Below are 22,714 nucleotides of genomic sequence, written 5' to 3'. Positions count from 1 at the left end.
CAGCCTCCCCATCCCCCTCCGCCTGGCCCGCCCACCCGGGCCTTCCCGGTTGCCCTGACTGTCCTCCCATGTGCTTCACACCATCTGTCTCTCCGCAGCTGACGCGGGGTTCCTGTGGGCTGAGTCACAGCGCGGCCCATGCTGCTGCCTGGCACTCCGGCTAGAGTCGCTGGTGTCCGCCCTACGTGGAGATCCGCATGGCCTTCGAAGAACCGTGCCACCTGCTCGTACAGGCCCGGCACGAGCCGTCACCCTTGTACACGCTGTACGAGGGTTGGCCGTACGAGGGCATCGATTCCTTCACCCTCAGCATTCCGCTGGAGGACTCCTGGCTGGACTTGCCGGAAGACCTGGCCGCCGCGCTGCGCTCTTGGTCGCTGTCCCGGCCGCCAGGCGGTTTCGCCTCCCGCCCGGACCTGCGTAAGCACGTCAAACAGGGCCTTGCGGCTGCCCAGCGACTGGCCAGGCATCTCGGGCCGTCATGGGCCGTGCGCTACTGGGACGAACGCCACAGGACATCGAAGTGGGTGTGCTGGGGCTGCGACCGGCTGCACTGGGAACGCGACAGCCACGGCACACCGCCGCACCCGGTACACATCACTGTCGAAGGTGAATACAAGTTCGGTCCGCTGCGCTCCGACGGATTCGGGGACTTCTTCCCCGATGATCCGGCCGCTGCCCTGCACCTGCCCGACGGCCTAGTCGCCGGCCTGTACGCGTGGGCAGACGGGATCGACACCACATTGAACCTGGACATCCGGGACCGGGAGGACGGCAAGTACGACTCCGAGTGGCAGCGGCTGTTCCAGGAGGGAATGGACCTGGCGAGACAAGTCGCACACGATCTCGGCCCCGCCCGGACAGTGACCTACAAAGGCCTGGCAAACGGCGGCCTGGCCGCTCTGACGTCAGTCATCTGGCAAGGAGACCGGGAGTTGTAGGCCTGAACGCGGCTGGTGGAGCGGAGAAAAGCGCCCTGCTGTACGGCACCAAATAGCCCCCGGCGGGTTTCCCCGCCAGGGGCTCTGAGCTGCTGTGGACCTGAGGGGATTCGAACCCCTGACCCCCTCGATGCGAACTACGGGCGGGACGGTCGCTGAGGTCTCCTCGGCTGGTCAGTCGGCTGCTGACAGTTGGTGACGGTCGGCTGCGGTCATCGTGGTTGCTGTACTTCGCTGCTGTACTGCACCGGCTCCGGAGTCACGAGAGTCTGTGGGCAAGACAGGTCAGTACCCCGCCCGTGGTCCATGGTCGGGTCTGTTCGCCTCGCGCCTGAGCCGGATGCCTCGACCGATCAGGACGATCGGTATACGGACGAGCATGATCATGCTGGCCAATGCCAGGCCGGCCATCGCCATGGCGACGAACACCCCGATCAGCTCCGGGAGAGGGAGGGGGTCACCGAGTGAACCTTTCGCGGTGAGCGCTGTCCCCAAGAGGAGTGGCGGCCACTCCGCACGGGTCCGGGGGCGCGATTCTGCGACCGGTCTGCGGCGTCTCCACCACCAGCGCGCCAGACTGACTGCTCCGCCCAGCGAGAGCAGCACGGCCCCGATCGCGAGGATGGTCGAGCCTATGATCCACGTTTCCTCATCCACGGCGTGCCCCCGGTTGAACGTGCGGATCTTGTGATGGTCCTCAGAGTGGGAGGAGCGTACATGAGGGTGGCGGAGCGGGCTTCTACCGCCTGGCCGGGCAGCGCCCGGCCATCCTCGGCGGCCATAACCGGATCGAGCCGATCAGTGAGGTGCGCCCAGACAGCAACGCGGAGTTCCTTGTCTTTGGCGTCGAGTGCCAGGGCGGCTGGACCTGGCCGATCCCCTGGGAGCCTTGTGCCCGAACAGGAGCCGCTGAGCAGGTTCCTCTTGCAGTTCTCGCTGTACGAAGCCGCAATGACCGTCTCCAGAGCGTGCCCCTGCGGGCGTTCCTGTCGCCTGTCGCACCGACGGAGTTCCTGATCGCCCCTGGCCTGGTCGTCTGTGTCACACCCGGCTGGGACGAGGCCAAAGTCCAGGTCTGGATCGGCGCGCAATGCCGCAGCGCACTGCGCCCGCTCGGCCCGCTCGGCATCCCCTGGCGAAGCTTCGACGGTAACGGCGAGCACCAGAGCAATGGGCCACGTGGGTCCGGCTTGCGCGGTGTGGATGATGGTTCGGTGACGAGCATCAGCGACGGCAGCGACGGCCACGTGAAGGTCCACTTCCGGATGGAAACAGACGAGGACGGCTGGCCGCCGGCGAGCGTCGAGAGCCTGTGGTCGGTGGATCTTGGCGATGGAACGGTGCGGTTGGACAACACTCCCTGGTTCGTCCGCGGAGTCGCCAGCGGCGACATCATCCGCGTGGAGATCGACGATGAAGGCGTCCGTTGGGCAGGAGAGACAGTCCAAGCGTCGGAGAACTGCACGATCCGGCTGATCGTGTTGAAGGACGACGGCTCAGCCGCTGCCCGACAGAGCGTGCTGAAAATCTTCCATGCCCTCGGCACGACCGGTGAGGGTATCGAGCAGTATCGGATGGTGGCTTTGGATGTCCCGCCGGAGGCGGACCTGCCTCGGATCCACAAGCTCCTGGAACATGGTGAGGCAGAGGGATGGTGGCACTGGGAGGAAGGCTGTGTCACTGCCGCCTGGCAAGCCGCCGCTCAAGCTTGATGGGCAGCCGTGTCCCCTCGCGCCCCAGCCCTCAGTGATGAGGCCGGAGCACGCGGTCGCGGTACTGCTGGAAGGCGTGCCAGCCCGACGGCTGCCGTGAAGTGATCAGGTCGCCTTCGGAACAATCGAGGACCTTGCAGCTCAGAGCTTCGGCGAGGCGGAAGACGGTCGTGAGTACGTCGTCGCCGGATCCCCGGATGTGGAGCATGATCGAGTCCACGGGGTCCTTTGAGCCGATGTTGAGTTCCATGGACCAGGTGGAGCCGAGCAGTTCGCCCCAGGTGGGGTCCGAGAGATCGGCTTCGGGGGCGGCCTGGCTCACGGCCGCGAGTACGTCTTGCCGGCGGCCGAGTGGGGGCGGGGTGTAGTCGTCGGCCATCTCCTGCACGGATGAGACGTCGTCGGGCAGACGAAGAAGAAGAACATCCCAGCTCATGCGGACCTTCCAGGTAGGGAACTAGCGACGGTGCCGTGGGTGAGGTCAGCTCAACTGGAGCTGCTCTCCCGGAGGCTGCGGCCGTAGCGAGTTCTGCAGCCGGTTGATCGTTGCGTGCCAGGGGCCGCCATCCGATTCGGCCCAGAGGTCCATCAGCTCGGACGGCTCGGTCATGACTCGGTCGAGTGCCTGGAGAGCGAGGTCGCGCAGGCCGGTGACGTCGGGGAGGGGCTCTTCCGGCCCGTAGACAGTATCGACAGAGTCACCCCCGGCACACTGCGCGGCGACGAGGGCGGCTGCGGCAACGGCTTCTTCGGATTCGGGCGTTTCGAGGTAGCCCGCCATGCCGATCACGCGAGTGAGGGTGTCATGGATGATGCTCTCGCGTTCGCCTGTCTCTGCCTCATCGAGGTCGCCGCAGAAGTCCGCTGCGGTGTCGTTGTCGAAGGGGCCAACGTCCCAGGTGCCCATACGTCTCTCCTGCATCGTGGTGTGACTGGGGCATCCTGACAGGAGCCACTGACAGCGGTCGCGCCTACGGCACGGACGGGGTGGTCCTCCATCGAAGGATGATGAGCGCAAGGCGAACGCGTGCGGTCGATTGGGGGTATCTGCGGTCGCCCCCGGGATCCCACGACACCCCACCGGCCACGGCAGACCGGTGAACGTGTCAGCCGACATCCGCAGCTCGCTCTCGGCCTCGTCTGGGACACCCCGGGCAAACGCGTCGGCCCGAACGCGGTCCACTCCCTCGCCCAGCTCGTCCCGTTCGGCTTCCCGGCAGGGCTGCCGGCGGCCGACCGCGCCTACACCGACACCACCTCGAACAGACCCCGGAAACGCCGAGATCCCGCCCGATCAATCAGATCGGACGGGATCCTGATGTTGTGGACCTGAGGGGATTCGAACCCCTGACCCCCTCGATGCGAACGAGGTGCGCTACCGGACTGCGCCACAGGCCCTTGCAACGAGGAAAACTTTAGCATCCCGAGCAGGGTGCCATGGTCACTCGTTGGCGGCGCGGGGGCGGTCGGGGTCGGAGTACTGGTCGAAGAGGGGGGTGCCGCGGGGGGCGGAGCGGTCGCGGGGGCGGCGGGGGGTTACGGGGGCGGTGGCGAAGGTGGGGCGGGGGGCGGGGACTTCCCAGGTGTCCTCGGAGGGGGAGCGCTGCTGGTCGACCCATTCGGCGTGGTCGGTCTGCTCGACGAGGGCGCGGCGGTCGGCGGCGGCGGGCTGCTCCGGGACGGGGGCGGGTGCCGGGGCGGGTTCCGGGGTGCGGGCGGGGCGGTCGCGGAGGCGCTGGGCGGCTTCGGCGGCGCGGCGCTGGTCGAGCTTGACCTCGTAGCGGTGGCGCTCCTGGGCGCGGAGGTGGGCGATGTAGAGGGTGAGGAGGAGCGCGGGGACGGCGGGGGCCCAGAGCAGGGCGAGGCCGCCGACGGCGGCGACGATGGTGCCGGCGGTGAAGGCGAGGAAGAGCAGGATCGTGGTGCGGCGGCGGCGGGCCAGGACCTTCGCCCGGGGGTTGGCCGGCTTGAGAGCCGACTTGGGGGCGGGCTTGGGGGCTGGCTTGGGCTTCGCCTGGGGTTTGATCTCGGTTGCGGGCACGGCGAGGCCGCGGACGTCGACCGGTTCTGCTTCCGCTGCCGGTTCGGGTTCCGCCGGTACTTCGTCGTCTTCGTCGTCGTCGCGCGCCTTGGCGTACTTCCGCTCCAGCGCCGCGCGTCCGGACAGGAGCCGGATGGCGGTGCTGAAGCGTTCCGTCGGACGGGCCTCGTTGAGCTCGTCCTGCCTACGGAGCCACATCGGCACCAAGTAGGCAGCCCAGGCCCCGACGATGACTGCGTAGATGAGGCCGCTGCCGTTCACGCTTCACACGGTAGGGGGACAGGCGCTGGGCCATACGCAATTTGGCGCGGTGTGTCGCACGATCTGGCTGATACGCCGAAATTTTTTTGTGATTGCGGTCGGGGATGCATAGTTATTCGAACGCGCATTTCATTTCTGCGGGGTGTCGCGTCTGGCCTGGTGCCAGCGGGTGAGGAGACCCTCGGGCACTTCCTCCGCCGTGAGGGCGAAGACCAGGTGGTCGCGCCAGCCACCGTCGATATGGAGATAGCGGGGGCGCAGGCCCTCTTCGCGGAATCCGAGTTTCTCGACGACGCGGCGGCTGGGGCCGTTCTCGGGGCGGATGCAGACCTCGATGCGGTGCAGGCCGACGTGGCGGAAACAGTGGTCGGTGGCGAGAGCGACGGCGGTGGGCATGACACCGCGCCCGGCGACGGCCTCGTCGACCCAGTAGCCGATGTGGGCGGAGCACATGGAGCCCCAGGTGATGCCGGCGACGGTGAGCTGGCCGGCGAGGCGGCCCTGGTACTCGATGACGAACGGCAACATGCGGCCTGCGTGGGCCTCGGAGCGCAGGTGGCGGACCATCTGGCGGTAGGTGGGGCGCTGGGCGAGATGGCCCGGCGGGGCGGGGGGCACGGTGGCCTCCCAGGGGCGCAGCCATTCGCGGTTGCGGCGGTTGACCTCGCGCCAGGCGCGCTGGTCGCGCAGCTTTATGGGGCGGAGGAGGATGTCGCCGTCCGCCAGCTCGGCCGGCCAGGACCCGTTCAGCTTGGTCTCCCAGACATAGGGTGGTCGCCGCCCCGGATCTGGTCGACGGCGTGGGTGAGGATGGGGGCCAGGACGGCCAGGCCGTCCTTGACGCCACCGGTGGATCCGGGAAGGTTCACCACCAGCGTGCGCCCGGCGACCCCCGCGACGCCACGCGAGAGGGCCGCCGTCGGGACCTTGTCGCGCCCGTACGCGCGGATCGCCTCGGGAATGCCGGGGATCTCGTAGTCCAGGACGGCCCGGGTGGCCTCGGGGGTGCGGTCGGTGGGCGAGATGCCGGTACCTCCGGTGGTGATGACGAGGTCGTACGAGTCCGATACCGCTTGCCGCAGCGTCTCCGCGACCGGTTCGCCGTCGGGGACCACCTTCGGGCCGTCCACCGCGAAGCCCAGCTCCGCGAGGGCGGCCACGACCAGGGGGCCGCCACGGTCCTCGTAGACGCCGGCGGACGCGCGGTTGGAGGCGGTGATCGCGAGGGCCTTCATCGCTCTCACGCGCGGCTCCAGTCGCCGGATTTGCCGCCGGTCTTCTCCTCGACCCGTACGTCGGTGATGACGGCGGCCTTGTCGACGGCCTTGACCATGTCGATGACGGTGAGGGCGGCGACGGTGACGGCGGTCAGGGCTTCCATCTCCACGCCCGTGCGGTCGGTCGTTTTGACGGTCGCCGCGATCTCGACCGCGTCGTCGGCCACGGAGAGGTCCAGCTTCACGCCCGACACGGCCAGCGGGTGGCAGAGGGGGATCAGGTCGGACGTGCGCTTGGCGCCCATGATGCCGGCGATACGGGCGGTGGCGAGGGCGTCGCCCTTGGGGACCCCCTCGCCGCGCAGCAGGTCGATGACGCGCGGCGAGACGAGGACCCGGCCGGTGGCGCGGGCGGTGCGGGCGGTGACGTCCTTGGCGGAGACGTCGACCATGCGGGCGGCACCGGCCTCGTCGATGTGCGTGAGGTGTGACTGCTGCTCGTTCACCGGGCCACCGTACCGGCTCAGTCCAGCAGCACCACGTCGACCTCGGCGCCGTCGGCGACCTCGGTGGTGTCCTCGGGGACGACGATCAGGGCGTTCGCGTGGGCCAGGGCCTTGACCAGGTGCGATCCGGATCCGCCCACAGGGGTGACGGTGGAGGCGGCCGGGTCGTGGCGGCCGCGCAGGAACTGCCGCTTGCCCTTGGGGGACGAGGCGACGCCGCCCACGCACACGGCGCGCACGGCTGGGCGGTGGACCGGCTCGATGCCCATGAGGGTGCGGATGGCGGGGCGTACGAAGAGCTCGAAGGAGACATAGGAGCTGACCGGGTTGCCGGGGAGGGCGAGCAGCGGGGTGCGGGCGCCCTCGTCCTCGCCGCCGCCTACGAAGCCGAAGCCCTGGGGCTTGCCGGGCTGCATGGCGAGCGTACGGAAGTCGATCTGGTCGCCGAGGGCCTCCTTGACGACGTCGTACGCGCCGACGCTGACGCCGCCGGTGGTGACGAGGAGGTCGGCGCGGATCAGCTGGTCCGCGATGGTGACGCGCAGCGTCTCGGCCTCGTCGACGACGGCCCCGACGCGGTAGGCGATGGCCCCGGCGTCGCGGGCGGCGGCGGTGAGCATGTAGCTGTTGGAGTCGTGGATGGTGCCCGGGGCCAGCTCCTCGCCGGGCGGGACGAGTTCGCTGCCGGTGGACATGACGACGACGCGGGGGCGCGGCCGCACCCTCACATTGGCCCGGCCGATGGCGGCGAGCAGGGCGATCTGCGGCGCCCCGAGGACCGTGCCGGCCGCCAGTGCCAGCTCGCCGGCGCCGACATCGCTGCCCCGGGCGCGTACGTACTGGCCGGGGGCGACCGGGCGGTGGACCCGGACCTCGGCGCCGGCCAGGATCGGGGCGGTGCTGGCGGCGCGCATCGCGTCGGCCGGGCCGGGGGCGCCGGTGCCGCCGTCGGTCCATTCGACCGGGACGACGGCCTCGGCGCCGGGCGGCAGCGGGGCGCCGGTCATGATGCGGGCGGCCTCGCCGGGGCCGACGGTGGGGAGCTCGCCGGCGCCGGCCGCCACGTCACCGATGACGGTGAGGACGGCCGGGTGCTCGTCGGTGGCGCCCTCGGTGTCGGTGGTACGGACCGCGTAGCCGTCCATCGAGCTGTTCTCGAAGGGCGGCAGCGCGGTGGGGACGGTCACATCCTCGACAAGGACACACCCCTGGGCGTCGAGGAGTTGCAACTCGATCGGATCGAGCGGGCTCAGCTGCCGCAGGATGTTGTCGAGGTGCTCGGACACTGACCAGATCAAGCTTGCATCTCCTCGGTGACATACGCGCGCAGCCAGGTCCGGAAGTCCGGTCCCAGGTCATCACGTTCGCATGCCAGTCGGACAATCGCACGCAGGTAGTCGCCCCGGTCACCGGTGTCATAGCGGCGGCCCTTGAACACCACCCCGTGCACCGGCCCGTCCGGGCCGCCCTCCTGCGCCAGTTCGCGCAGCCCGTCGGTCAGCTGGATCTCGCCGCCGCGGCCGGGCTGGGTCTTGCTCAGCACCCCGAAGATGGCCGGGTCCAGTACGTAGCGGCCGATCACCGCGTACGAGGACGGGGCCTCGCCGGCGGCCGGCTTCTCGACCAGGTCGGTGATCCGCACCACATCCTGGTCGGCGGTGGGCACTATGGCCGCGGAGCCGTAGAGGTGGATCTGGCTCGGGTCGACCTCCATGAGGGCGATCACACTGCCGCCGTGCTCCTCCTGGACCTCGACCATGCGGGCGAGGAGCGGGTCACGGGGGTCGATCAGGTCGTCGCCGAGCAGCACCGCGAAGGGCTGGTCCCCGACATGCGGCTCCGCGCAGAGCACGGCGTGGCCGAGACCGCGCGGGTCGCCCTGGCGTACGTAGTGCATGGTCGCGAGGTCGCTGGACTCCTGGACCTTGGCGAGGCGGGACTCGTCGCCCTTGCGGGTGAGGGCCTGCTCCAGCTCGTAATTGCGGTCGAAGTGGTCTTCCAGCGGGCGCTTGTTGCGGCCGGTGATCATGAGCACATCGGAGAGCCCGGCCGACACGGCCTCCTCCACCACGTACTGGATGGCCGGCTTGTCGACGACCGGCAGCATTTCCTTCGGCGTCGCCTTCGTGGCGGGCAGGAAGCGGGTGCCGAGGCCCGCGGCGGGGATGACAGCCTTGCTGATCCGGGTACGCGCGTGAGTCATGCACTGACCTTAACGCCTGCGTATGAGGGGAAGATGAAGTTCCCGTTGATTAATGGCGATAGGCGGCGATTGTGCGCCAAATGAGTGGTAACCACGATAGCAAGGCAACATTGCGGGCAGATCTCCTCCGGGTGAGGCGGAGGTTGACGGCCGATGAGCGGCAGGCGGCCGAGCAGGGCATCGCGCGTTCCGCCATGGAGATGGCGGAACTGGCCGGTGCCGGGACGGTGGCGGCCTATGTGTCCTTCGGGAGCGAGCCGGGGACGCGGGCGCTGCTGGACGCACTGCACGGGCGAGGGGTGCGGGTGCTGCTTCCGGTCCTTTTGTCCGACAATGATCTGGACTGGGGGGCGTACGCGGGGGCCTCGGACCTGACCCGGACCGAGCGGGGGCTCTACGAGCCGGGTGGCGAACGCCTGGGGGTCGATGCGGTGACCTCGGCGGACGTGGTGCTGCTGCCCGGGCTGGCCGTGGACGCGCGCGGGATGCGGCTCGGGCGCGGCGGGGGATCGTACGACCGGGTTCTCGGGCGGCTGGAGGGCGCGGGGGCGGCGGCTGCCCGGGTCGTACTGCTGTACGCGAACGAGGTCGTCGACGCGGTGCCGGCGGAGGCGCACGACCGGGCGGTGGACGCGGTCGTGACACCGGAGGGGGTGCGGCGCTTCCCCCGTGCGGCGGGGCGGGGGTGAGGGGGCGAGGGGTGAGGGGGTCCGTCCCGGAAGCCCCTCACCCCTTCCCGCCCCGCCCCGCCCCTATGGCGTCAGCGCGAGCGTGTCGGACGTCGACGCCGTGACCGCCTTCGCGGAAAACGCCCAGGGCAGCAGCTCGCCCTTGGCCCATCTCGTCGTCTGGTCGGAATAGTGCGCGTTGTAGGCGTGCCCGGACGCACCTGTGAGGTTGATCCAGCGGGACTTGTCGAAGTCGGCCAGGGAGACGACCATCCGCATGGACGGCACCCAGACCACGTCGTAGCCGCCGGCCGCGTTCCAGCCGGTGGCGTTGACGGCCGCCTCGCCGCCGCCGACATTCCAGGGGCCGCGGTTGAGGAGCCATCTGACGAGGGTGGGGCCGGAGGTGCCGAGCGTCTGGTTCTTGAGGTTGAGCTTGTGGAGGCGGCCCCAGCTCCAGGAGTCGATGTCCTTGCCGAGCTTGGAGGTGAGCTCGTAGCGGGCGTCCTTCATGGCCTCGGCGAGGAGCTGGTCGCGGGTGGTGCGGGGCTTGTCGCTGTTCTTGTCGTAGAAGGCGGTGGGGGAGGTGACCCACCAGTCGCTGGTCTTGTCGTTGAGGATGTCGCGGACGACCTCGAACCAGCGGTCACCGCCGTCCGGCTGGGCCTGGTCGGCGGCTCGCTCGCCGCATTCGCGTACGAGCTTCGACTTGCCGTCGAGGTCGTCCACGGGGCCGGACTGGTCGGTGGCGGGGACGGTGAGGCACTGGCCCTCGGGGCGTAGCTCCTTGGGGAGTTTGTTGCCGAAGGCTAGCTTGAGGGTGTTGCGCCAGACGGCGTTGAAGTAGGCGGCCGCGGCGGAGTCGGAGTCCTGGTTGTAGTCCCAGGTCTCCAGGAGCTTCTGGGCGTCGCGGATGTAGTCGCCCTTGTCGTTCTTGATGTCGATCTTGGTGAGGATGGGCACGAGCAGCTTGGCGATCTCGCTGCTGCTGTCGTTCTGCATCTCCTGCATGTCGTCCATGGAGATGAGACCGCCATCGTTGATCTTGGACTTGATGAGATTGGTGATCCGCTGGCTGCGCGTGCCGTACCCCCAGTCCTCGGTGATGAGGTACGGGTACTTGCTCGCGTTCACGACGGCCTGGTTGGCGGTGACGATGTAGCCGCGCGGCGGGTTGTACTCGGTGGGCATCTCGTCGTACGGGATGTACTTCGTCCAGCGGTAGCTGGAGTCCCAGCCGGGGGCGGGGTAGCGGCCGTCGCCGTTGGCACGGATGGGGACCTGGCCGGGGGCCTGGTAGCCGATGTTGCCGGCGGTGTCCGCGTAGATGAGGTTCTGGGAAGGGACGGCGAAGTCCTTGGCGGCGGCGCGGAAGCTGGTCCAGTCGGTGGCCGTGTCGATCTCGAAGACGGCGTCCATGGTCTTGGAGGCGGTGAGCGCGGTCCACCTGAGCGAGACCGCGTAGCCGTCGCCGCGGTCGGGTGCGGAGGAGGTGACGGGGGCCTCGTCGCCGACCTTGAGCAGCTCGTCGTCGCGGTCGGAGATCACCGGGCCGTTGTTGGTGCTGCGTACGGTGATGGTGCGGTCGGCGCCGCCGGCGACCTTGATCGTCTCCTTGTGAGAGCTGAACTTCCTCTGCTTGCCGTCGTAGAGGTAGGTGTCGCTGGTGACCTTCTCCAGGTAGAGGTCGGTCACGTCGGCGCCCATGTTGGTCATGCCCCAGGCGATGTCGGCGTTGTGGCCGATGACGACGCCGGGCAGGCCGGAGAAGGTGTAGCCGCTGACGTCGAAGGGGCAGGCGCTGCTGACGGTGGTGCAGTGCAGGCCCATCTGGTACCAGAGCGAGGGCATCTGGGGAGCCAGGTGCGGGTCGTTGGCCAGGAGTGGCTTGCCGGTGGTCGTGTACCTGCCCTTGATGACCCAGGAGTTGGAGCCGATGCCGTTGCCGGAGGGGCCGAGGAGGGCCGGGATCTCGTCGAGGGTGTCGGACAGCGAGGAGAGCTGGGACTCGACGTTGGACGCGGCGGTGGCGGCGGAGGTGGTTGCCGTGCTCGCGGTGCTCGTGGTCGTGGCGCTCGTGGTCTGCGTGGTGATGGCGCTGTCGTCGACGATCGGCTGGTTCCGGCTGTACGGGTAGGGCGGGTACAGCTGGTCGATCTGCTGGGTGCTCAGCCGGCTGGTGAGCAGCGAACGGTCGATCTCGTCCTGCATGTTGCCGCGCAGGTCCCAGGCCATGGCCTTGAGCCAGGCGACGGAGTCGACGGGGGTCCACTTCTCGGGCTTGTAGTCGTTGACGAACCCCAGGGCGGCATACTCGACGGAGATCGAGGAGCCGCTGTGGTCGGCCAAGTAGGCGTTGACTCCGTCGGAGTAGGCCTGCAGGTATTTCTTCGTACTGGCCGACAGCTGGGTGTCGTACTCCTGCTGCGCGATCTTGCGCCAGCCCAGCGTGCGCAGGAAGGCGTCGGTCTCGACCTGGCCGCTGCCGAACATCTCGGAGAGGCGACCGGACGTCAGGTGGCGGCGTACGTCCATCTCGTAGAAGCGGTCCTGCGCCTGGACGAAGCCCTGGGCGCGGAAGAGGTCCTCGGAGGTGGCGGCGTAGATCTGCGGGACGCCGCTGCTGTCGCGCTTGACCTGGACGGGGCTGGTGAGGCCCTTGAGCTTGAGCGAGCCGGTGGTCTGCGGGAAGGACGAGCGGACGGTGTCGACGCTCCACCACGACCCGAAGCCGATGCCCGCCACGAGCAGGATCACGAACCCGATGACGATGAGGCGCGTGCGGCGGGACTTCTTCTTGACGGGCATCGATGTCCTTCGAGGGGCAGGGTGGACCGATTGCTGGCTCACACCTTAGGCGTAGCGCCTGGGCCACCCCTACGCGGAGTCACCGAGATCGTTCCAAGTCCCAAGTACAGGTAAAATATTAGGTAAGGCAATGAAGCAATGGCCTTCCTGCCGATAGCCAGACCCTAGCCAGAGGAAGGATCCTCCCCTGACTGTCGACCGGCTCAATGAACTCCTGTTGGTGTGCGCGGCGGTGCTGCTGATCGCGGTGGTGGCGGTGCGGCTTTCGTCGCGCAGCGGGCTGCCCGGTCTGCTGATCTATCTGGGCATCGGCGTGGCCATAGGACAGGACGGACTGGGCGTCCACTTCAACAACGCGGAACTGACCCAAGTGCTGGGATATGCGGCACTTGTGGTGATTCTGGCGGAGGGCGGGCTCGGCACTCACTGGCGGCAGATCAAACCCGCGGTCGGCGCGGCGGCCGTGCTGGCCACGGCCGGAGTCGCGGTGAGCGTCGGCATAACCGCGGCCGCGGCGCACTATCTGGTGGACCTTGACTGGCGGCAGGCGCTGATCGTCGGCGCGGTCGTGTCCTCCACGGATGCCGCGGCCGTCTTCTCCGTGCTGCGAAGGGTGCCGCTGCCGTCCCGGCTGACCGGTGTGCTGGAGGCGGAGTCGGGCTTCAACGACGCCCCGGTCGTCATCCTCGTCGTCGCCTTCTCCACGGCCGGGCCGATAGAGCACTGGTACGTGCTGCTCGGCGAGATATCCCTGGAGCTGGCGATCGGCGCGGCGGTCGGCCTGGCGCTCGGCTTCCTCGGCGCGTACGCGATGCGGCACCTGGCGCTGCCCGCCTCCGGTCTGTACCCGATCGCGGTGATGGCGATCACCGTGCTCGCCTACGCGGGCGGGGCACTGGCGCACGGCTCGGGCTTCCTGGCGGTGTACGTGGCCTCGATGATCCTGGGCAACGCCAAGCTGCCGCACGGGCCGGCGACCCGCGGTTTCGCGGAGGGGCTGGCGTGGATCGCCCAGATCGGCCTGTTCGTGCTGCTGGGCCTGCTGGTGACCCCGCATGAGCTGGGCGACGACATCTGGCCGGCGGTGGTGGTCGGGCTGGTGCTGACGGTGGTGGCGCGGCCGGTCTCGGTGCTGACCAGCCTGCTGCCGTTCCGTACACCGTGGCGGGATCAGGCGCTGCTGTCGTGGGCGGGGCTGCGCGGGGCGGTGCCGATCGTGCTGGCGACGATCCCGATGGTGTCGGGGATCGCGGACAGCAAGCGGATCTTCAACATCGTCTTTGTGCTGGTGATCGTATACACCCTGGTGCAGGGCCCGACCCTGCCGTGGCTGGCGCGCGCGCTGCGGCTCAGCGACTCGGAGGCGGCCGCGGACCTGGGCATAGAGTCGGCGCCGCTGGAGCGGCTGCGGGGGCATCTGCTGTCGGTCAGCATCCCGAAGGAGTCGCGCATGCACGGCGTCGAGGTGGGCGAGCTGCGGCTGCCCGCCGGGGCCGGGGTGACCCTGGTCGTACGTGACGGGCGGAGCTTCGTGCCGCTGCCGACGACGGTGCTGCGGCGCGGGGACGAACTGCTCGTGGTGGCGACCGACCCGGTGCGCGACCAGACGGAGGCGCGGCTGCGGGCGATCGGCCGCGGCGGAAAGCTCGCGGGCTGGCTGGGCACGGGCGGCAACGGCGGCAGCGGCGGCAACGGCGGCAACGGCGGCAACGGCGGCAACGGGACAGGCTAGGATGCATGCCTGTTGTAACTTGTTCGAAACGCGACTCTGTCTGATGAAGAGCTGGCGCGACCGCTTGGCGGCCGGGGTGTTGATGAATCGACCCGGTATCTACCCCGGTACGGCGCGAGAGGACAGCTCTCGGCGGACCCTGTGACCTGACCGGGCTCGCTACCAGGCGGCAGAAAGGCCCGGCCGTGGCATCCACGGTCATTCGTTCGTCTTCGTCTTCATCTTCGGCTTCTTCTTCGGCTTCTCGTGTGTCGTCGTCCAGGCCTGGCTACGGGCCGCTGCTCCGCACGCCCGGCGCACTGACCTTCCTGCTGCCCGGCTTCGCGGCCCGGCAGCCCTTCGCGATGCTGACCATCGGCATCGTGCTGCTCGTGGAGCACACGTCAGGCTCCTACGGCACGGCAGGCGTGATCGCCGCGGCCACCGGCGCCTCCATGGCGCTGTTCGCCCCGCAGAGCGGCAGGCTCGCCGACCGCTACGGCCAGGGTGCCGTGCTGCTGCCCGGCGTGCTGGTGCACACCGCCTCCGTGGCGCTGCTGACCGCGCTGGCGCTGGCGCACGCCCCGCTGTGGGCGCTGCTGGCGGCCGCGGTGCCGGCGGGCGCGTCGGTGCCGCAGGTCGGGCCGATGGTGCGGGCCCGGTGGGCGGCGAAGCTGGACGGCTCGCCGCTGATGACCACGGCGGCCGCCTTCGAGTCGGTGACGGACGAGTTCACGTTCGTCATCGGCCCGGTGCTGGCCACCGCGCTGTGCACCAGCGTCCACCCGGCGGCCGGCCTGATCGCCGAGTCCGTGCTGACGCTGGCCGGCGGGCTGCTCTTCGCCGCCCAGCGCCGCACCCAGCCCGCCGTCGGCCGCAGGGCTGAGAGCGCCCCCAGGGGCGCCTCGGCGCTGTCCGTGCCCGGCGTACGGGTGCTGGCCGTCGCCTTCCTCGGGATCGGCGCGGTCTTCGGCGGCATGCAGGTCTCGCTGACTGCCTTCGCCGCGGAGGTCGGGCAGCCGGGCATCAACGGCGTGCTCTACGGGGTCTTCGCGGCCGGCAACATGCTCGCCGGCATCGTCTGCGGTGCCATCGCCTGGAAGTCCGCCCCGCGCCGCCGCCTGCTCATCGGCTACGCGGCCCTGACCCTGACCGCCTCCTCCCTGTGGGCCGTGCACTCGGTGCCGCTGATGGCCGCCGCCGGTCTGATGGTGGGGCTCTGCATCGCCCCGGCCCTGATCAACGGCTACACCCTCGTCGAGAGCCTGGTGCCCGCCACCGCCCGCACCGAGGCCTTCACCTGGCTGACCGGCGCGGTCGCCCTGGGACAGGCCGCCGCTGTCACCGTCGCCGGCCGGCTGGCCGACGGATACGGTGCCGGCGCCGGATTTGTCGTACCGCTGGTCGGCACCGCTCTGGCCCTGGCCACGGTGGTCGCCCTGCGCGGCCGGCTGGCCGGGCGACCCGCGAGCCGGGTCGTGGCCCGTGGGATGAGTCACCAAGTGCCGGTCACAGTGGACTGACGCCGCGGAATGCTGCACTATTGACCGTCGTTAGCACTCATTGAGTGAGAGTGCCAGGAGGACAAGTGCCGACCTACCAGTACCAGTGCACCGCGTGTGGCGAGGGCCTCGAGGTGGTGCAGAAGTTCAGCGACGACGCGCTCACCGAGTGCCCGGCGTGTGACGGACGCCTGCGCAAGGTCTTTTCCGCGGTCGGCGTCGTGTTCAAGGGCTCCGGCTTCTACCGGACCGACAGCCGCAGCTCGTCGTCCAGTAGCACCCCCGCAGCGGCGAAGAGCGGCTCGAACGGCGGCGACTCGAAGTCGTCGAGCTCCTCGTCCACGTCCTCGTCGGGCTCGTCTTCGTCGGGCTCGTCCTCGTCGAGCACGACCGGCTCCTCCGGCTCCGGCTCGGGTTCCAGCTCGTCGAGCAGCAGCTCGGCCGCCTGAGTTCGGCCTGATCTTTCCTTCGGGCCCCGCCGATTCGCTCGGCGGGGCCCGAACGCGTGTCCTCAGCGGCTAAGTTGCCCCCATGACGGAGGCAGAGATAGGCGTGATCGGCGGGTCCGGTTTCTACTCGTTTCTCGACGACGTGACGGAAATCACGGTCGAGACTCCCTATGGCCCACCGAGCGACTCGCTCTTCCTCGGCAAGGTCGCCGGGCGGGAAGTCGCCTTCCTCCCCCGGCACGGCCGCAAGCATCACATTCCTCCTCATCGGATCAACTACCGCGCCAATCTGTGGGCGCTGCGCTCCCTCGGCGTGCGCCAGGTCCTCGGCCCCTGCGCCGTCGGCGGGCTCCGCCCCGAGTTCGGGCCCGGCACCCTCCTGGTCCCGGACCAGCTCATGGACCGTACGAAGGGCCGCACCCAGACCTACTTCGACGGCGAGGCCCTGCCCGACGGCCGTCAGCCCGGCGTCGTCCACGTCTCCTTCGCCGACCCCTACTGCCCGGCGGGCCGCCAGGCCGCTGTCCGGACCGCCCGGGAGGGCGGCTGGGAGGCGGTCGACGGCGGCACGCTGGTGGTCGTCGAGGGCCCGCGCTTCTCGACCCGCGCCGAGTCGCGCTGGCACGCGTCGCAGGGCTGGTCGGTGATCGGGATGACCGGGCACCCCGAGGCGATACTCGCCCGTGAGCTGGCTCTCTGCTACACCTCCCTGACGCTGGTGACCGACCTCGACGCGGGCGCCGAGACCGGGGAGGGCGTCTCGCATCACGAGGTCCTCCAGGTTTTCGCCGCCAATGTCGGCCGGCTCCGCAAGGTCCTCTTCGACGTGGTGGCCGCCCTCCCCACGACGGCCGACCGCGACTGCCTGTGCGCCCGCGCCCTGGACGGCCTCGACCTCGGTATCGATCTGCCTTGAGGCCGCTGCCCTGAGGCTGCCCCGGGACGTCTGCGGGCGCAGACTGGAAGCATGCTGAGCGGGTGGGTCGTGGACCGGCCCGGGCCGATGGTGACAGAGCCGCTGGTGAAGGTGCGGCGGCCGGTGCCGGAGCCCGGGCCGGGTGAGCTGTTGCTGCGGGTCGAGGCGTGCGGGGTCTGCCGGACGGATCTGCATCTGGCCGAGGGCGATCTGCCGCCCCGGCGGCGCGAGACGGTGCCGGGACACGAGGTCGTCGGCCGGGTGGTCGCCTCCGGGCCCGGGGTCGCCCGGTTCCGGGACGGCGACCGGGCCGGGGTGGCCTGGCTGCGCGGCACCTGCGGGACCTGCCGCTACTGCGCGGCCGGCCACGAGAACCTCTGCCCCCGCTCCACGTACACCGGCTGGGACGCCGACGGCGGCTTCGCCGACTTCACGCTGGTGCCCGAGGAGTACGCCTACGGGCTGCCCGGCGACCAGGACCCCGCCCAGCTGGCGCCCCTGCTCTGCGCGGGCATCATCGGCTACCGCGCCCTGCGCCGCAGCGCTCTGCCGCCCGGCGGACGGCTCGGCATCTACGGCTTCGGGGCGTCGGCGCACCTGGCCGCGCAGGTCGCCCTGGCCGAGGGGGCCACCGTCCATGTGCTGACCCGGTCGGCGGTCGCCCGCGAGCTGGCCCTGTCCCTGGGCGCGGCCTCGGTTGGCGGGGCATACGACCCGCCGCCGGAGCCGCTGGACGCGGCGGTGCTGTTCGCGCCGGTGGGCGATCTGGTGCCGGTGGCGCTGGAGGCCCTGGACCGCGGTGGGACCCTCGCGGTCGCGGGCATCCACCTCACCGACATCCCTGTGCTGAACTACCAGCGCCACCTCTTCCAGGAGCGCGAGCTGCGCAGCGTCACCTCCAACACGCGCCAGGACGGCCGGGAGTTCCTCGCCCTGGCCGCACGGATCGGGATCCGTGCCACCGTCACGCCCTATCCGCTGGACCGCGCCGACCAGGCCCTCACCGACCTGGCCGCCGACCGGGTCAACGGTGCCGCCGTCCTCATTCCCCCGCCTCACGTATGAGGCAGCCGCTGACCCGGTCGGGGACGATGCGTATCCACAACTCCCGTTTGCCCGCGGCCTCCTCCTCCGGTGGTGTGACGCGCTCGGCGGTGCCGACGGCGAGCACACTCCATCCGGCGGCGATCGCGTCGTCGACCTGGTCGATCTCGAAGGCGACCTCGGAGCCCGCCGCGGCCGCCGGGGCCTCGCCGGTCTCGGTCCGGTAGACGATCGCGCCGTCGATGACGGCGTAGCTCACCGGCAGGAACGCCGGGCCCTCATCCGTGGTCAGCGCGAGACAGCCGACGCCGTGTTCGCCCAGGCGGTTCCAGCACTCGTCGGTGCCCAGTTCCTGCAGGACGGTCTGCGGCGGGGGCGCGAGGGCCTCGGCCGGATGTTCGGGGCCCACGCCGAGCAGCTGTCTACCGGTGGTGCGGAGCGCTGCGGCGAGCCTCAGCAGCGCGCTGGACCCGATCGTGTCCGACTGTTCCTCGACGTACTGCACATAGCTCGGAGCCATGCCGGCCCGCTCCGCCACCTCGTCCAGCGAGAGCCCGAGCTGTTCGCGCCTCAGCGCGACCCGGCGGCCCACGTCCCCCGGGTGGTGCGCTGTCTTGTGGGGCACGGTCATCACCTCCACCGCCTTCGCATTCTTCGCGTTTCGAACGAATATCTGTTACCAGCAGAGCACCCCCGGGGCCGCTTGGCCAGAGTTGCCCTGAGATGTCCATCGAACGAGTGATCGAGTTATCCACAGCTGGCGCGTTATCCACAGGCTGGGGAGAGGGCCCTGCCCAATGTCGGCGACCTGCGGCATGGTGGAGACGGTCAGCGGAATATCTGGTGGTGGCAGGGGTGGTCGCGTTGTCGGAAGACTCGGAGAACAGTGCGGTTCAAGTTCACGCGGGGCGGACTCCGCCGCCCTTCGGGGTGCCGGCCTTCGGACCGATCCGGGCCGGTGGCGGGCGGCACCGGATCCGCCAGGCGGTCCGGGCCCGGCGCAGGGCGATGGCCGCGGGCCTGGCGGTGACCGCGGCGGCCCTCGCGGCCGCCGCCCCGCGCGGCGACACCCGGGTGGTGCGCGCGGTCCCACGGGCCGCCACCGCGCCCGTCGCGGCCCGGGAGGTGGTGCGGGCGCCCGTCAGGATCGCCGACGCGGCGGCGGTCCGGCTGCTCAGGCCCGGCGACCGGGTGGACGTGCTCGCCGGAGCCCGGGTCGTGGCCAGGTCCGCGCCCGTGGTGGGCGTGCCGGACGCCGCGGCGGCCGGCGAGGGGGCCGGCGGCGGACCGGCCGACGGCGGTGGCGGCGCGCTCATCGTGCTGGCGGTGCCGCGCCCCACGGCCGCCGCACTCTCGGGAGCAGCCGTGAGCTCACCGCTGGGGGTGGCGCTGTGCTGAAGGCACTCGAAAGCGTGCAATCAACGCTCATACAGGTGCGGCGTAGTGGCCGCTTCGGGAGAGAAGCGAAGAATCAGCCAGTATGAAGGGTTTCAAGGAATTCCTGTTGCGCGGCAATGTCGTCGAGCTTGCTGTCGCATTCGTCATCGGCGCTGCCTTCAGCAAGGTGATCGACGCCTTTGTCAACGGCGTGCTCAATCCGTTGATCGGAGCCTTCGGTTCGAAGAACCTCGACTCGTACTACTCCTGCCTGAAGGGCCCGTGCGTAGTGGTCGGCGGCGAGGTCACGAAGGGGGTCTCCATCCTGTGGGGCTCCGTGATCGGGGCTTTGATCACCTTCACCCTGACCGCCGCCGCGGTGTACTTCGCGGTCGTGCTTCCGCTCAATGCGTACAGCCGACGCAAGGAGGCGGAGGGCGAGCCCGTACTCTCTGAGGCCGAACTGCTCACCGACATCCGTGACCTGCTGGCCGAGCGCCGCTAGGCGGGACACGGGTTGCTCGAAAGGAACATCTCTTGAAGGGCTTCAAGGCCTTCCTGCTGCGTGGCAACGTCGTGGAACTCGCTGTCGCCGTTGTCATCGGCGCTGCGTTCAGCAAGATCGTCGACGCATTCGTGAAGGGCATCATCAACCCTGTCGTCGGACTCATCGGCACGAAGAACCTCGACGGCTACGCGTGGTGCCTGAAGGACAACTGCGTTGTCAGCGCGACCGGTGGGGTCAAGTCGGGTGTCGCCATCGCATACGGCTCCGTGCTCACCTCGATGCTGACGTTCACGATCACCGCGGCGGTCGTCTACTTCGGGCTCATTCTGCCCATGAACACGTTCAACGAGCGGCGCAAGAGCGGCCAACTGAAGGACGGCGACGGCACGCCGGCTCCTCCGACCGAGGTGGATCTGCTCGTGGAGATCCGCGATCTGCTCGCGCGCGAGGCCGCCGGCCGCGGCCCGGCCGTGCCGGGGCAGGACCACGGCGGGACGTGGGTGAAGCGCTAGACCTTGACGGGGTTCCGGGGCTCCGGCCCCGGGCCCCCGGAAGAGGTCAGACGTGGTGCGGGGGCTTCTCGTCGAGGAAGCGGGCGAGGTCGGCCGCGCTGCCGGCGGGGGTGGGACGGTCGCCCCAGGCGGTGTCGGTGTCGTCCGAGGACGGCTGGTCCAGCGGGTCGTCGAAGATCAACGCGGCCGGGACTGGTTCGGTGCTCATGGGTCAAGGGTACGGGCGGGCTGCCGTACGGCAGGCGGCCCGGCCGGGCGTCGGGGGGCGACGTCCGGCCGGGCCGGTACAGGGGCGGTGCGGGCTCTACGCGGCGACCGGGACCTTTGCCTCGGCCGGGGCGGGGGAAGCCTCGGCGAGGGCGGGCTCGGGGGCCTTGCGAAGGCCCTTGAGGAGAACGACGAGGGCGGTGGTGACCAGGGTGCCCGCCGCGATGGCGATCAGGTAGAGCCAGGGCTTTCCGATCAGCGGCACCACGAAGATGCCGCCGTGCGGGGCCCGCAGGGTGCTGCCGAAGGCCATGCTCAGGGCGCCGGTGACGGCGCCGCCTGCCATCGCCGAGGGGATGACGCGCAGCGGGTCGGCGGCGGCGAAGGGGATCGCGCCCTCGGAGATGAAAGAGGCTCCGAGGACCCAGGCGGCCTTGCCGTTCTCGCGCTCGGTCTCGGTGAAGAGGTGGCCCCGGACCGTGGTCGCCAGGGCCATGGCCAGCGGCGGGACCATGCCGGCGGCCATCACGGCAGCCATGATCTTCATGGCGGAGTCGCTGGGGCTGGCGACGGCGATGCCAGCGGTGGCGAAGGTGTAGGCGACCTTGTTGACCGGGCCGCCGAGGTCGAAGCACATCATCAGGCCGAGGATGATGCCGAGGAAGATGGCGTTCGTGCCCGAGAGGCCGTTGAGCCAGTCGGTCATGCCCTTCTGGGCCGAGGCGATCGGCTTGCCGATCACCAGGAACATCAGGAAGCCGACAACGATCGAGGACAGCAGCGGGATCACCACGACCGGCATGATGCCGCGCATCACCGGCGGAATGTTGATCTTCTGGATCGCGATGACGACGCCGCCCGCGATCAGACCGGCGGCCAGGCCGCCCAGGAAGCCCGCGTTGATGGTGAGGGCGATCGCGCCACCGACGAAGCCGGGGACGAGGCCCGGCCGGTCGGCCATGCCGTAGGCGATGTATCCGGCGAGGACCGGGACGAGGAAGCCGAAGGCGGCGACGCCGATCTGGAAGCTCAGGGCGCCCCAGCTGTCGATCTGGCCCCAGTCGAAGTGCTCGGTGACGGAGGGCATCTTGGCGACCAGGTAACCGTCGCTGCCGCCCAGCGCGAAGCCGAGCGCGATCAGCAGACCGCCCGCCGCGACGAACGGGACCATGTAACTGACGCCGGTCATCAGCCACTTGCGGAGCTTGATGCCGAAGTGGTCGTTGGCTCCGGCACCCACGGACATCGGGGCGCCACCCGCGGCGGCCGGGGCGGTGGACTCGCCGCGCGCCGCCTTGCCGCGCGCCTCATCGATGAGCTCGCCGGGGCGGTTGATGCCCGCCTTCACGCCGACATCGACGGTCGGCTTGCCAGCGAAACGTTCCTTCTCCCGCACCTCGACGTCGTGGGCGAAGATCACGGCGTCGGCGGAGGCGATGACGGCCGGGTCGATCCGGGTGAACCCGGCGGAGCCCTGGGTCTCCACCGTCAGCTCGACGCCCTTGTCGGCCGCGGCCTGCTCGAGGGACTCGGCAGCCATGTAGGTGTGGGCGATGCCGGTCGGGCAGGAGGTCACCGCGACGATCCGGAAGGGCTTCTCCGGCTCGGAGGTGGTAGCCGTCGCGCCCTCATAGGAGGCCACTCCCGAAGTCGGGGGCGCGACGGCGGTCTGGGGTTCCGCGTCACCGCGGATGAGGGCGGCCGCGTAGGACGCGTCGTCCGTGGCGCGCAGCGCGCCCGTGAAGTCGCCGTCCATCAGGCGGCGGGCCAGGGCGGACAGGATCGTGAGGTGGTCGCTGTCGGCGCCGGCCGGGGCGGCGATGAGGAAGATCAGGTCGGCCGGGCCGTCGGGGGCGCCGAAGTCGACCCTGGCGGCGCTGCGGCCGAAGGCCAGCGAGGGCTCGGTGACGTGCTCGCTGCGGCAGTGCGGGATGCCGATGCCGCCGTCGAGGCCGGTGGGCATCTGCTCCTCACGGGCGGCAACGTCGGCGAGGAAGCCGTCCAGGTCGGTGACCCGGCCCGCACTGACCAGGCGTTCCGCGAGGGAACGCGTCGCCGCTTCCTTGGTTTCGGCGGTCAGGTCGAGATCGACCAGATCCGCGGTGATCATGTCGCTCATCGCGCGGCTCCA

At 70.0% G+C, this 22,714-nt stretch carries 23 protein-coding genes and 1 tRNA gene; 11 read left to right on the top strand and 13 right to left on the bottom strand.

Features of this window, described 5'->3' with window-relative positions; translation table 11 throughout:
* The first annotated feature begins 185 nt into the window (after positions 1-185).
* Both OG607_RS27150 and OG607_RS27145 read left to right on the top strand, forming a co-directional pair.
* Positions 186-941, top strand: a complete 756-nt coding sequence (locus OG607_RS27150) for a hypothetical protein (protein ID WP_405728688.1) — start codon at positions 186-188, stop codon at positions 939-941.
* Positions 942-1,909: 968 nt separating this feature from the next.
* Positions 1,910-2,653: a DUF4265 domain-containing protein gene (locus tag OG607_RS27145; protein WP_405728685.1), complete on the top strand. Its 744-nt coding sequence runs from the start codon at positions 1,910-1,912 to the stop codon at positions 2,651-2,653.
* Positions 2,654-2,684: 31 nt separating this feature from the next.
* On the opposite strand, the gene OG607_RS27140 is transcribed toward OG607_RS27145, so the two are convergent.
* The 9 genes from OG607_RS27140 to galU all read right to left on the bottom strand — a co-directional run bounded on the left by OG607_RS27140 (position 2,685) and on the right by galU (position 8,881).
* A complete protein-coding gene (locus OG607_RS27140; protein ID WP_405728682.1) occupies positions 2,685-3,089 on the bottom strand; it encodes a hypothetical protein in 405 nt (134 codons plus the stop codon).
* Between the two features lie 45 nt (positions 3,090-3,134).
* Entirely contained in the window at positions 3,135-3,560 is a 426-nt protein-coding gene (locus tag OG607_RS27135; RefSeq protein WP_405728679.1) for a DUF4259 domain-containing protein, read from the bottom strand.
* A 417-nt stretch (positions 3,561-3,977) separates the two neighbouring features.
* Positions 3,978-4,051: transfer RNA gene (locus OG607_RS27130), tRNA-Ala, on the bottom strand.
* 43 nt (positions 4,052-4,094) lie between these two features.
* Positions 4,095-4,955 carry a hypothetical protein gene (locus OG607_RS27125; protein WP_405728676.1) on the bottom strand — a complete coding sequence of 287 codons (861 nt, stop codon included), beginning with the start codon at positions 4,953-4,955 and terminating at the stop codon, positions 4,095-4,097.
* Between the two features lie 129 nt (positions 4,956-5,084).
* Positions 5,085-5,705 carry a GNAT family N-acetyltransferase gene (locus tag OG607_RS27120; protein WP_405737083.1) on the bottom strand — a complete coding sequence of 207 codons (621 nt, stop codon included), beginning with the start codon at positions 5,703-5,705 and terminating at the stop codon, positions 5,085-5,087.
* Positions 5,702-6,190 carry a molybdenum cofactor biosynthesis protein B gene (locus OG607_RS27115; RefSeq protein WP_405737082.1) on the bottom strand — a complete coding sequence of 163 codons (489 nt, stop codon included), beginning with the start codon at positions 6,188-6,190 and terminating at the stop codon, positions 5,702-5,704. Before OG607_RS27115 ends, OG607_RS27120 begins: the two co-directional genes overlap by 4 nt.
* Before the next feature lie 5 nt (positions 6,191-6,195).
* On the bottom strand, positions 6,196-6,624 hold the full coding sequence (moaC, locus tag OG607_RS27110) for a cyclic pyranopterin monophosphate synthase MoaC (RefSeq protein WP_405737080.1): 429 nt from the start codon (positions 6,622-6,624) through the stop codon (positions 6,196-6,198).
* A 71-nt stretch (positions 6,625-6,695) separates the two neighbouring features.
* Positions 6,696-8,012, bottom strand: a complete 1,317-nt coding sequence (glp, locus tag OG607_RS27105) for a gephyrin-like molybdotransferase Glp (RefSeq protein ID WP_405737078.1) — start codon at positions 8,010-8,012, stop codon at positions 6,696-6,698.
* Entirely contained in the window at positions 7,973-8,881 is a 909-nt protein-coding gene (gene galU, locus OG607_RS27100; protein ID WP_405728673.1) for a UTP--glucose-1-phosphate uridylyltransferase GalU, read from the bottom strand. The genes glp and galU overlap by 40 nt, the downstream gene beginning before the upstream one ends.
* Before the next feature lie 80 nt (positions 8,882-8,961).
* On the opposite strand from galU, the gene OG607_RS27095 reads away from it, so the two are divergent.
* Positions 8,962-9,570 carry a 5-formyltetrahydrofolate cyclo-ligase gene (locus tag OG607_RS27095; protein WP_405728670.1) on the top strand — a complete coding sequence of 203 codons (609 nt, stop codon included), beginning with the start codon at positions 8,962-8,964 and terminating at the stop codon, positions 9,568-9,570.
* 63 nt (positions 9,571-9,633) lie between these two features.
* Here the strand turns inward: OG607_RS27095 and OG607_RS27090 are convergent, their stop codons facing one another.
* Positions 9,634-12,357: a penicillin acylase family protein gene (locus OG607_RS27090; RefSeq protein WP_405728667.1), complete on the bottom strand. Its 2,724-nt coding sequence runs from the start codon at positions 12,355-12,357 to the stop codon at positions 9,634-9,636.
* Between the two features lie 187 nt (positions 12,358-12,544).
* Between OG607_RS27090 and OG607_RS27085 the strand changes: the two genes are divergently transcribed.
* The 5 genes from OG607_RS27085 (at position 12,545) to OG607_RS27065 (ending at position 18,000) form a co-directional block, all read left to right on the top strand.
* Positions 12,545-14,089 carry a potassium/proton antiporter gene (locus tag OG607_RS27085; RefSeq protein WP_405737075.1) on the top strand — a complete coding sequence of 515 codons (1,545 nt, stop codon included), beginning with the start codon at positions 12,545-12,547 and terminating at the stop codon, positions 14,087-14,089.
* Between the two features lie 200 nt (positions 14,090-14,289).
* A complete protein-coding gene (locus OG607_RS27080) occupies positions 14,290-15,591 on the top strand; it encodes an MFS transporter (protein ID WP_405737073.1) in 1,302 nt (433 codons plus the stop codon).
* A gap of 65 nt (positions 15,592-15,656) precedes the next feature.
* Positions 15,657-16,019 (top strand): FmdB family zinc ribbon protein, encoded by a 363-nt coding sequence (locus tag OG607_RS27075; RefSeq protein WP_405728665.1) that lies wholly within the window; start codon positions 15,657-15,659, stop codon positions 16,017-16,019.
* An 82-nt stretch (positions 16,020-16,101) separates the two neighbouring features.
* A complete protein-coding gene (locus tag OG607_RS27070; protein WP_405728662.1) occupies positions 16,102-16,935 on the top strand; it encodes an S-methyl-5'-thioadenosine phosphorylase in 834 nt (277 codons plus the stop codon).
* A 51-nt stretch (positions 16,936-16,986) separates the two neighbouring features.
* The gene (locus OG607_RS27065; protein ID WP_405728659.1) at positions 16,987-18,000 is read left to right on the top strand and encodes a zinc-dependent alcohol dehydrogenase family protein; all 1,014 of its coding nucleotides are present in this window, start codon (positions 16,987-16,989) and stop codon (positions 17,998-18,000) included.
* Here the strand turns inward: OG607_RS27065 and OG607_RS27060 are convergent.
* On the bottom strand, positions 17,978-18,604 hold the full coding sequence (locus OG607_RS27060) for a pyridoxamine 5'-phosphate oxidase family protein (RefSeq protein WP_405728656.1): 627 nt from the start codon (positions 18,602-18,604) through the stop codon (positions 17,978-17,980). The genes OG607_RS27065 and OG607_RS27060 overlap by 23 nt on opposite strands.
* A 305-nt stretch (positions 18,605-18,909) precedes the next feature.
* On the opposite strand from OG607_RS27060, the gene OG607_RS27055 reads away from it, so the two are divergent.
* The 3 genes from OG607_RS27055 (at position 18,910) to mscL (OG607_RS27045) (ending at position 20,376) form a co-directional block, all read left to right on the top strand.
* Positions 18,910-19,377, top strand: a complete 468-nt coding sequence (locus OG607_RS27055; RefSeq protein WP_405728653.1) for a hypothetical protein — start codon at positions 18,910-18,912, stop codon at positions 19,375-19,377.
* A gap of 82 nt (positions 19,378-19,459) precedes the next feature.
* Entirely contained in the window at positions 19,460-19,861 is a 402-nt protein-coding gene (mscL, locus tag OG607_RS27050; protein WP_405728650.1) for a large conductance mechanosensitive channel protein MscL, read from the top strand.
* Positions 19,862-19,893: 32 nt separating this feature from the next.
* Positions 19,894-20,376 (top strand): large conductance mechanosensitive channel protein MscL, encoded by a 483-nt coding sequence (gene mscL, locus OG607_RS27045; RefSeq protein WP_405728647.1) that lies wholly within the window; start codon positions 19,894-19,896, stop codon positions 20,374-20,376.
* A 46-nt stretch (positions 20,377-20,422) separates the two neighbouring features.
* Here mscL (OG607_RS27045) and OG607_RS27040 read toward each other — a convergent pair whose 3' ends face one another.
* Together OG607_RS27040 and OG607_RS27035 are read right to left on the bottom strand one after the other, a co-directional pair.
* Positions 20,423-20,584, bottom strand: a complete 162-nt coding sequence (locus OG607_RS27040) for a hypothetical protein (protein ID WP_405728644.1) — start codon at positions 20,582-20,584, stop codon at positions 20,423-20,425.
* A gap of 96 nt (positions 20,585-20,680) precedes the next feature.
* Positions 20,681-22,702, bottom strand: a complete 2,022-nt coding sequence (locus OG607_RS27035; RefSeq protein ID WP_405728641.1) for a fructose-specific PTS transporter subunit EIIC — start codon at positions 22,700-22,702, stop codon at positions 20,681-20,683.
* Positions 22,703-22,714 lie beyond the last annotated feature (12 nt).

Origin of the sequence: Streptomyces sp. NBC_01537 (assembly GCF_045040445.1) — a bacterium.
Taxonomy (GTDB): domain Bacteria; phylum Actinomycetota; class Actinomycetes; order Streptomycetales; family Streptomycetaceae; genus Actinacidiphila.
Note: the sequence above shows the minus strand (reverse complement) of the source record. Positions and strands in the feature narration are given on the sequence as shown.

What these genes read in the sequence shown, in the direction of transcription:
- OG607_RS27140 (WP_405728682.1), bottom strand. Translation starts at nt 3,089, where the DNA reads ATGAGCTGGGATGTTCTTCTTCTTCGTCTGCCCGACGACGTCTCATCC.
- OG607_RS27135 (WP_405728679.1), bottom strand. Translation starts at nt 3,560, where the DNA reads ATGGGCACCTGGGACGTTGGCCCCTTCGACAACGACACCGCAGCGGAC.
- OG607_RS27115 (WP_405737082.1), bottom strand. Translation starts at nt 6,190, where the DNA reads ATGAAGGCCCTCGCGATCACCGCCTCCAACCGCGCGTCCGCCGGCGTC.
- moaC (WP_405737080.1), bottom strand. Translation starts at nt 6,624, where the DNA reads ATGGTCGACGTCTCCGCCAAGGACGTCACCGCCCGCACCGCCCGCGCC.
- galU (WP_405728673.1), bottom strand. Translation starts at nt 8,881, where the DNA reads ATGACTCACGCGCGTACCCGGATCAGCAAGGCTGTCATCCCCGCCGCG.
- OG607_RS27095 (WP_405728670.1), top strand. Translation starts at nt 8,962, where the DNA reads ATGAGTGGTAACCACGATAGCAAGGCAACATTGCGGGCAGATCTCCTC.
- OG607_RS27090 (WP_405728667.1), bottom strand. Translation starts at nt 12,357, where the DNA reads ATGCCCGTCAAGAAGAAGTCCCGCCGCACGCGCCTCATCGTCATCGGG.
- OG607_RS27070 (WP_405728662.1), top strand. Translation starts at nt 16,102, where the DNA reads ATGACGGAGGCAGAGATAGGCGTGATCGGCGGGTCCGGTTTCTACTCG.
- OG607_RS27065 (WP_405728659.1), top strand. Translation starts at nt 16,987, where the DNA reads ATGCTGAGCGGGTGGGTCGTGGACCGGCCCGGGCCGATGGTGACAGAG.
- mscL (WP_405728650.1), top strand. Translation starts at nt 19,460, where the DNA reads ATGAAGGGTTTCAAGGAATTCCTGTTGCGCGGCAATGTCGTCGAGCTT.
- OG607_RS27040 (WP_405728644.1), bottom strand. Translation starts at nt 20,584, where the DNA reads ATGAGCACCGAACCAGTCCCGGCCGCGTTGATCTTCGACGACCCGCTG.
- OG607_RS27035 (WP_405728641.1), bottom strand. Translation starts at nt 22,702, where the DNA reads ATGAGCGACATGATCACCGCGGATCTGGTCGATCTCGACCTGACCGCC.